Source organism: Ramlibacter sp., assembly GCF_029866045.1.
Lineage (GTDB): Bacteria > Pseudomonadota > Gammaproteobacteria > Burkholderiales > Burkholderiaceae_C > Ramlibacter.
The window spans coordinates 22,714-31,728 of the sequence record NZ_JARXAB010000176.1 but is presented as its reverse complement, the minus strand read 5'-3'; the positions used below and the strand labels follow the sequence as shown (position 1 = coordinate 31,728).

The following is a 9,015-nucleotide window of genomic DNA, read 5'->3' as shown; positions in this document are numbered from 1 at the left end:
GGGCAAGACCCACGAAGACTATTGGCAGCCGGTCTTCAAGGGCTACGAGTTCGTCAAGCAGTGGGAAAAGGCCCAAAAGCCCGATGTGGTCTTCTTGGTCTACAACGACCACGCCACGGCCTTTAGCCTGGACTTCATTCCGACGTTCGCCATCGGTACGGCCGCCGAGTTCACGCCGGCCGACGAGGGCTGGGGCCCGCGCCCGGTACCCCAGGTCCATGGCCATCCGGAGCTGGCTGCGCACATTGCGCAGTCGGTCATTCAGCAAGACTTTGACCTCACCATCGTCAACAAGATGGATGTGGACCATGGCCTCACGGTACCTTTGTCGCTGATGTTCGGCCAGCCCGAAGCCTGGCCCTGCAAGATCATTCCCTTTGCGGTGAACGTGGTGCAGTACCCGGTGCCCTCGGGCCAACGCTGCTTGAACCTGGGCAAGGCGCTGCGTAAGGCCATCGAGTCCTTCGACGAGGACCTGAACGTGCAGATCTGGGGCACGGGCGGCATGAGCCACCAGCTCCAGGGCCCGCGTGCCGGTTTGATCAACAAGGTGTTCGACAATGCCTTCCTCGACCGCCTCATCGCTGACCCCGAGGGCCAGGCCGCCGTACCGCACATTGACTATGTGCGGGAAGCCGGGTCGGAGGGCATCGAGCTGGTGATGTGGCTGATTGCCCGCGGCGCGATGGCCGACCTGGCCGGCGGCAAGCCGCCCAAGCCCCTTCACCGCTTCTACCATGTGCCCGCTTCCAACACGGCGGTGGGCCACCTTGTTCTGGAGGAACAGAAATGACTTTGAAAATCGCCCTGGCCGGTGCCGGTGCATTCGGCATCAAGCACCTCGATGGCCTGAAAAACATCGCGGATGTGGAGGTGGTCTCCCTGATCGGCCGTGAACTCGGCAAGACCCAGGAAGTCGCCGACAAGTACGGTATCGGCCATGTCACCACGAACCTCGCCGACACCCTGGCGATCAAGGAAGTGGACGCTGTCATCCTGTGCACGCCTACCCAGATGCACGCCGAGCAGTCGGTCGCCTGCATGAAGGCTGGCAAGCATGTGCAGATGGAGATCCCTCTTGCCGACAGCCTCGCGGGCGCCCAGTCGGTCGACGCGATGCAAAAGCAGACCGGTTTGGTGGCCATGTGCGGCCACACCCGCCGCTTCAACCCGAGTCACCAGTGGGTTCGCAACAAGATCGTCGCCGGTGAATTCAATATTCAGCAGATGGACGTGCAGACCTTCTTTTTCCGCCGCACGAACATGAACGCGCTGGGCCAGGCCCGTTCCTGGACCGACCACCTGCTGTGGCACCACGCCGCTCACACGGTGGACTTGTTCGCCTACCAGGCGCGCAGCCCGATCGTGAAGGCCAATGCGGTGCAGGGCCCGATTCACCCGGCGCTGGGCATTGCGATGGATATGAGCATCCAGCTCAAGGCCGCCAACGGCGCCATCTGCACCCTGTCGCTGTCGTTCAACAACGACGGCCCCTTGGGCACCTTCTTCCGCTACATCGGCGATACCGGCACCTACATCGCCCGCTATGACGATTTGGTCAACGGCAAGGAGGAGAAGATTGACGTCTCCCAAGTGGACGTGTCGATGAACGGCATCGAGCTGCAAGACCGCGAGTTCATCGCCGCCATCCGCGAAGGTCGTGAGCCTAATTCGAGTGTGGCCCAGGTGCTGCCTTGCTATGAGGTTCTGCATCAACTCGAGCAGCAACTTGCCTGAGTGACACGGCAATAATCAAGGCCCGCAGTCGCGGTAGCGACGCGGGCTTTTTCCATTTCTGGAGATACGCATGAAAACCCGCAAGATCGGCCCGTTTGAAGTCAGCGCCATTGGCCTGGGCTGCATGAACCTCTCACACGCCTACGGCGCTCCGCCGTCCGAGGAGGATGCCGCGCGCGTGTTGCTCACGGCCCTGGATGCCGGTGTCACCCTGTTCGATACCGCCGCCCTCTATGGCTTTGGTGCGAACGAAACCCTGGTGGGGAAGACCCTCAAGGCGCATCGGCAGAAGTTCACCCTGGCCAGCAAAGGGGGGCTCGGCGGCTTTCCGGACGCCCAGGGCAAGGTGGTGCGCGGCATCGACGGACGCCCGGAAACACTTCGGCGTTATTGCGAGGACAGCCTGCGCCGTTTGCAGACAGACGTGATTGACCTGTACTACCTGCACCGGTGGGACAAGAAGGTGCCGATCGAAGACAGCGTAGGCGAGTTGAGCCGTATGGTGGAGGAGGGCAAGTTGCGCACGCTGGGCCTGTCGGAGGTTTCCGCCGCCACCCTGCGCCGGGCCCATGCGGTGCATCCCATCGCTGCGGTACAGACCGAGTATTCGTTGTGGGCCCGGGAGGCCGAGATCGCCATCCTGCAAGCCTGCCGGGAGTTGGGCGTGGCTTTTGTCGCCTTCAGTCCCGTGGGGCGCGGCTTCCTGGCCGATGGTGTGCCCGATGTGGAGGCCTTGGAGGCCAACGACATCCGTCGGGCCATGCCGCGCTTTACCCCCAGCCACTTTCCGACCAACCTGGAGCTGTTGCGGGCATTCCGCGCTATCGCTCAGGAGGCCGGCTGTACCCCGTCCCAGTTGTCACTGGCCTGGCTGCTGGCGCAGGGCCCGGACATCATTCCGATCCCTGGCACTAGGCGCGTTGACCACTTGCTCGAGAATTTGCGGGCGGCCGACATCAGCGTCTCGCCGGACCTGCTGGCGCGTGCTGGCGCCTGTATCAATCACCGCACGGTGTCCGGGCCGCGGTACGCGGAACGGTCGCAGTCGGAAGTAGATACCGAGCAGTTCCCGGCTGAGTGAGCCCACCCGGTGCTGCCGGGAACCTCGCGGGTGTCGGCGTGACCCATGGGCGGCACGCCCAGATCCTGTTCGCGCCTACCTTCCAGCCACGCACGTTCTCGTCACGCATATTTCCGCCACCTCCATGCACGGCTTGCGCGCCACCCGTCTGTTCCCGACCCGCAGCCAGCGCCCCTGGTTACGCGGCAGGCGCCGCGTCGCCTTTGCAGACCTCGTTCGTGCGGCGGAGTCCGGCGACGCAGACGCGATCGAAGGGCTGCTCAGCCTGGCGCTTTCGCCGGACGAGGGTGACTCGCCTCTGTCCCGGCAGGCGCTCGCCACACTCGAGGACTTGCTTGCGGAGGGCGACCGCCGCCCCCGCACATTGGCCGCCCTAGAGGCCGAGGCCCAATGCTTTGAGCTGGCCGAGAAGGAGCATCAGATTGTCGAGCGTATGCCCGGCCTCCTGCTTCGGGCCGCCAGCCGCCATGCCGCAGACCGCGGTTATCACGTGACCGGGGAGCGCATCAGCCTGGCACTTGCCGCAAGCGCCAGGGTTGGCGGGCCGACGCAGCCCGGGTCTTCAGCCTCGAATCCTCCAGCACCATCGGTCGAATGAGGGCGCAGGAGGGGTTGGCTGTCTGTCACCCCGGGCGCGACCCCTCAGTACAGCTTGAAGGCCTGCTCTGGCGTCATGTGGAAGACGCGGTCGTAGCACAGGTCGTAGCTGCCCCGGATCTGGGTATCGAGGCCCGCCACGGCGGCGCTCCACTCGGCGACGTTGCGCCTTTCGTTGTCTGCCTGGATGGCGACCGGCGTTTCTTTGCAGCGCTCTTCCTTGCGTGTGGTACTGGCCTCCTTGCAGATCGTCTGCTCACCGCGCTTTTCGCAGATGCTCTGCTTGCCTGTGGGCACATCGACCATTTGGCACTGCCGGTGAATACGGTACCCACGGCCCAGAGCCTCTTGGGCAGATTGGATGCCCGCCAGGTAGGACTGCCTGCTGGCCCGCAGGCTGCGTACCGTCGGGTCCCGGTCACACACGCGGGTTGCACGGTCTTGTGCAGACATCTTTCGGAAGTCATCGACCGTTGTGCACCCCGCCAGGGTGATGGCCGCCAACAGGATGGCGATACGCATAACTTTTGCTTCCACGCTTTCCCCCTTGTTGGGATGCGCCGGCCGCATCCTTGGGTGTCAAACTTAAGAATTCAATTGATTCGTGATGATTGCTCACCTGCCGGCTTGCGTCAACGGCTGAACCCTTTAGCCCCCGGAATGTTCAGTGGCAATATCAAGCGCGGTGTCGAGCCCAGCGCGGATAAAACCAACGAGCCCCCGCGACCCCGGTCGCGGCAAGACCGATCGACTTGGCAAGCATGTTCAAAAAAAAAGGGCCAGCATCTGCTGGCCCTTCCCTGATGGACAGGGCCTGAAGCCCCCTGCCTTGTTCAAAGCGAGTCGATGAACGAGCGCAGCTTGTCGCTGCGGCTCGGGTGCTTGAGCTTGCGCAGCGCCTTGGCTTCGATCTGGCGGATTCGCTCTCGGGTCACGTCGAACTGCTTGCCCACTTCTTCCAGCGTGTGGTCGGTGGACATCTCGATGCCGAAACGCATGCGCAGCACCTTGGCCTCGCGCGGGGTGAGGCTGTCGAGAATGTCCTTGACCACGTCGCGCAGGCCGGCTTGCATGGCCGCTTCGATGGGGGCGGTGTTGTTGGTGTCCTCGATGAAGTCGCCCAGGTGGCTGTCGTCGTCGTCCCCGATGGGTGTTTCCATCGAGATCGGCTCCTTGGCGATCTTCATGATCTTGCGGATCTTGTCCTCAGGAATCTCCATTTTCTCGGCCAGGATGCCGGCGTCCGGCTCGAAGCCAAACTCCTGCAAATGCTGGCGCGAGATGCGGTTCATCTTGTTGATCGTCTCGATCATGTGCACCGGGATGCGGATGGTGCGCGCTTGGTCAGCGATCGAGCGGGTGATGGCTTGGCGGATCCACCAGGTGGCATAGGTCGAGAATTTGTAGCCGCGGCGGTATTCGAACTTGTCAACCGCCTTCATGAGGCCAATGTTGCCCTCTTGAATGAGGTCGAGGAACTGCAGTCCGCGGTTGGTGTACTTCTTGGCGATGGAGATCACCAGGCGCAGGTTGGCCTCAATCATCTCCTTCTTGGCGTCGCGCGAAGCGGCCTCGCCTTCGTTCATCCGCTTGTTGATCGCCTTGAGTTCAGACAGTGGCACCACCACCTTCACCTGCAGGTCCGTGAGCTTTTGCTGCAGTTCCTGAATGGGCGGGATGTTGCGAGCAATGATCGTGCTCCAGGGCTTGCCGGCAGCAGCTTGCTTTTCGACCCATTTCAGGTTGAGAAGGTTGGGCGGGAAGTCCTTGATGAAGACGTCTTGGGGCATGCCGCACTTGTCCACGATGATGCGGCGCAGCTCACGCTCTTTCTTGCGCACATCGTCGACATGGGTGCGCACCATGTCGCACAGCTTTTCAATCGTCTTGGCCGTGAAGCGGATGGTCATCAGCTCCTCAGACAGGGCTTGCTGTGCCTTCACATAGGCCGGGGTGCCGTAGCCTTCCTTGTCGTAGATCTTGTGGACCTTCTCGAACAGAGAGGCAATTCGGTCGAAGCGCTCGAGAGCCTGGGTCTTGAGCTCCTCGAGCTTTTTGGTCAGGGCCTTGGAGCCGCCGTTGCCGTCGTCATCATCGTCGGCATCGAACTCGTCGAAATCTTCTTCGGCCACATAGTCGTCGGCCTCATTCGGGTTGGAGAAGCCGTCCACCACGGTCGAAATGACAACCTTACCCTCGCGAATCTCGGCGGCCAGCCGCAGGATTTCAGCGATGGTGGCGGGAGAGGCCGAGATGGCCTCCATCATGGCCATCAGGCCGCCCTCGATGCGCTTGGCGATTTCAATTTCGCCTTCGCGGGTGAGCAGTTCCACCGTGCCCATTTCGCGCATGTACATGCGTACCGGGTCCGTGGTACGGCCGAATTCGCTATCCACCGTCGTGAGGGCGGCTTCTGCTTCCTCTTCCGCTTCCTCGGCCGTGGCCGCCGTCGGCGTGGTGTTATTGAGCAGCAGCATCTCGGCGTCGGGCGTCTGCTCGTACACCGCCACACCCAAGTCATTGAGCATGGTGACCACGGCTTCGAGGGTCTCCGCCTCGATCAGCTTTTCGGGCAGGTGGTCGGTGATCTCGGAATGGGTCAGGTAGCCGCGGGTTTTGCCCAGCGTGATCAGCGTCTTCAGGCGCTGGCGGCGCTTGAGCATTTCCTCTTCGGTGAGGACGGTCTCGTCCAGACCGAATTCCTTCATCAAGGCCCGCTCCTTGGCCTTGCTGATTTTCATACGCAGCGGCTTGACCTTTTCGGTGGTCTCTGCAGCGGGCTCTTCTGCAAATTCGGCTTCGATGTCGGTCAGGTCTTCTTCGCCGATATCCGCCCCCTTGCCGGCTCCCTTCGCGGCGGCCTTGGGCTTACGGCCGCGCTTGGCAGGCTCTTTGGCGGGGGCTTCAGACTCGGCCGCGGCGGCCTTGGGCGGCCTGCCGGGCTTTTTCTTCAAGACCTCTTCGGAAGCGTCGGGGGCCTTGACGGCTTTCTTCGGCTCAGTCTCAGCCTTCACTGCCTTGACCGGGGCTTTCACGGCGGGTTTCGCGACCGCCTTCACGGCCACCTTCGCTGAGGCCTTATTGGCGGGCTTATCGGCGGGCTTATCGGACTTGGTGCTGGATTTCGGAGCGGACACGGAGGGGGCTTTCGTTGCTGGCTTGGCTGGCGCCTTCGCGCCCGCTTTCAGGGCAGCCTTGGGCTCAGCCTTGGTCGAGGCTTTGCTGGCTGCCTTGGCGGCGGGCTTGGCGGCGGAAGCGGGTTGGATCGCTTTCTTCGCAACGGGTTTCAAGGCAGTCTTGCTGGGCTTTGCTGGTTTCTTCTGTGCGGGCATACAAGGCACTCCGGTACTTCAAGATCGGCAGAAAAAAAGGGACACAAGCGGGACACGAGCAGAGATCAATGCGCCAAGAAACCCGGCGCGGGGAGACGAGTTGTCACTTTTCCCAATCTTCCCTAACCCTCCCGGATGGGAGGGCAGCGAGCAAAGCCTGCAAAGGCCCTGAGGGAAAAAGTGATCGCTCAGTGGCAAGTGAGGAGGGCGAACATTTGGAGTGCAGTCCTTGCGGTAAGTTGGCGGGTCGTGCGCTTTGGCACAGTTGGCCGGGCCCGGAGGTGCTGCTGTCGCTCTTGCCGCGAGCAACTTGGATTATACCGGCGTCGCTTGCACTCAGCCGCGATCCCGGGTTTTCGCGACCAGTTCTTTCAGCCTTTCGTATGCACTCGGATCGCTCCCCGCGCGTTGTGAAAGCGCCTGCATCTCCTCTGCTACACGCGCTTGGCGCTCACGCGTGAGGATGTGATCGAGCTCCAAGGAGTCCGGCTCAATTTTCGAAGGCATTCGCGCCATGAGCCCGAGCGCGAAATCGGCATGGGGGTGAGCGCTGAGCTGACCCTGCAGGCTTTCCCAGGGCTGGGGCCCCTCGTCATGCAGTCGAGCGTCCAGCCAGGCAAAGAGAGGGCCGTAGGGCTCCGCGAGCTCGCACAGCATTTGGTGATCCTCTTGCGACAGGCGCTCCCAGGCGGCAGCGTCGGACAGCAGGATCTGCAGTGCCCGGTCGGCTCGGCCTGGCGGTAATTGCCGGCCAGGGGTGCGCCTAGCTTTCTGGCGCCAGGGGCTGCGGGTACCTTCAACGCCGGTGGCCTCGCGCGGCCAATCGCTGCTGGAGACGGAGCCGTCTCCACCGAATTCCGGGTCTGGTGACTCGAAGGCGGTATCACGGCCCCGGCCCCGGGGCCGATTCCCTGCGCCCGCGCCGTAGCCCCGTGTGCTTGATCGCCCCGCCGGGCCGGCGCCCCACAGGCCGGACAGTTCGCGCCCGTCCAGTTGCCCCAGGTCGGCCAACTCTCCCAGCAACTGGCGCTTGAGGGCGCCCTCCGGCAGCAGGTTCCAAAGCGGCTGGGCATGTGCGAGCATCCGCGCCCGCCCCTCGGCCGTGGACAGGTCGCAGCCCTCGCGCGCACTGTCCACCAGGAAGCGTGAGAGCGGTGTGGCTTCGCCCACATAGCGGGAGAAGGCGTCTGCGCCATGGGCCCGGATGTAGCTGTCCGGGTCGTGCTCAGCAGGAAGAAAGAGAAACTTCACCGTTCGTACGTCGGTGGCGTAGGGCAGGGCACCCTCCAGCGCCTTGCGCGCCGCGCGTCGACCCGCCGCGTCGCCATCAAAGCTGAAGACCACGCTCTCGGTGAAGCGAAAAAGCTTTTGCACATGGTCGGTGGTGCAGGCGGTGCCCAAGGTCGCGACCGCATTGGGGAACCCTAGCTGCGCCAATGCGACCACGTCCATATAGCCTTCGGTCACGAGGACATAGCCCTTTTCACGCAGCGCCTGGCGAGCCTCGAACAAGCCGTAAAGCTCGCGGCCCTTGCTGAATACCGGTGTCTCTGGCGAATTGAGGTACTTGGGCTTTTCGTCCCCAAGTACCCGGCCGCCGAAGCCGATGCACTCCCCTTTGACATTGCGAATGGGGAACGTGACGCGGTCCCGGAAGCGGTCGTAGCGCTTGGCGTCCTGCCCGTCTTCCTCGCCATGGACGATGACCAGCCCGGACTCCGCCAGCAGCGGGCTGTCGTAGTCGGGGAACACACTGGCCAGGCTGCGCCATCCCTCGGGCGCATAGCCAAGGCCAAAGCGCTTGGCGATCTCGCCCGACAGGCCGCGCCCCTTGAGGTAGGCCACTGCCTTGGGGGAGGCTTTCAGGTGCTTGCGGTAAGCCTCTCCCGCTTTTTCCAATACGTCGGTAAGGCTGTCCTGCTTCTGCCTCTGCTCGGCGGCCCGGGCGCGGTCCTGGGGCGAGCGGTCATCTTCTGGCACCTGCATGCCGAACTGGCCTGCCAGGTCCTGGACCGCCTCCACGAATCCCATGCCGGCGTGCTCCATCAGGAAGCCGATCGCATTGCCATGCTTGCCGCAGCCGAAGCAGTGGAAGAACTGCTTGGTGGGCGAGACGGTGAAGGAGGGAGATTTTTCGGCGTGGAAGGGGCACAGGCCCGAAAAATTGGCGCCCGATTTTTTGAGCTGGACATAGCGACCGACGATCTCGACCACGTCGGCGCGCGCCAGCAGTTCTTGAATGAATGAATCGGGGATGGCCATGCCGGA

7 protein-coding genes are annotated in these 9,015 nt (G+C 63.1%); 4 read left to right on the top strand and 3 right to left on the bottom strand.

The window, feature by feature from the left end:
- The 4 genes from QE494_RS17600 to QE494_RS17585 form a co-directional block, all read left to right on the top strand.
- On the top strand, positions 1 to 793 hold a 793-nt coding region (locus tag QE494_RS17600; protein ID WP_300045581.1), incomplete at its 5' end, for a class III extradiol dioxygenase subunit beta.
- Positions 790 to 1,737: a Gfo/Idh/MocA family oxidoreductase gene (locus tag QE494_RS17595; protein ID WP_300045578.1), complete on the top strand. Its 948-nt coding sequence runs from the start codon at positions 790 to 792 to the stop codon at positions 1,735 to 1,737. The genes QE494_RS17600 and QE494_RS17595, both read left to right, overlap by 4 nt.
- A gap of 70 nt (positions 1,738 to 1,807) precedes the next feature.
- Positions 1,808 to 2,818 carry an aldo/keto reductase gene (locus QE494_RS17590; protein ID WP_300045576.1) on the top strand — a complete coding sequence of 337 codons (1,011 nt, stop codon included), beginning with the start codon at positions 1,808 to 1,810 and terminating at the stop codon, positions 2,816 to 2,818.
- A 124-nt stretch (positions 2,819 to 2,942) separates the two neighbouring features.
- Positions 2,943 to 3,416: a hypothetical protein gene (locus QE494_RS17585; RefSeq protein WP_300045574.1), complete on the top strand. Its 474-nt coding sequence runs from the start codon at positions 2,943 to 2,945 to the stop codon at positions 3,414 to 3,416.
- A 44-nt stretch (positions 3,417 to 3,460) separates the two neighbouring features.
- Here the strand turns inward: QE494_RS17585 and QE494_RS17580 are convergent, their stop codons facing one another.
- The 3 genes from QE494_RS17580 to dnaG form a co-directional block, all read right to left on the bottom strand.
- Positions 3,461 to 3,952, bottom strand: coding sequence for a hypothetical protein (locus tag QE494_RS17580; RefSeq protein ID WP_300045572.1), 492 nt, complete (start codon positions 3,950 to 3,952; stop codon positions 3,461 to 3,463).
- A gap of 296 nt (positions 3,953 to 4,248) precedes the next feature.
- Positions 4,249 to 6,747, bottom strand: a complete 2,499-nt coding sequence (gene rpoD / locus QE494_RS17575; RefSeq protein WP_300045570.1) for an RNA polymerase sigma factor RpoD — start codon at positions 6,745 to 6,747, stop codon at positions 4,249 to 4,251.
- 336 nt (positions 6,748 to 7,083) lie between these two features.
- A complete protein-coding gene (gene dnaG / locus QE494_RS17570; RefSeq protein ID WP_300045569.1) occupies positions 7,084 to 9,009 on the bottom strand; it encodes a DNA primase in 1,926 nt (641 codons plus the stop codon).
- Positions 9,010 to 9,015 lie beyond the last annotated feature (6 nt).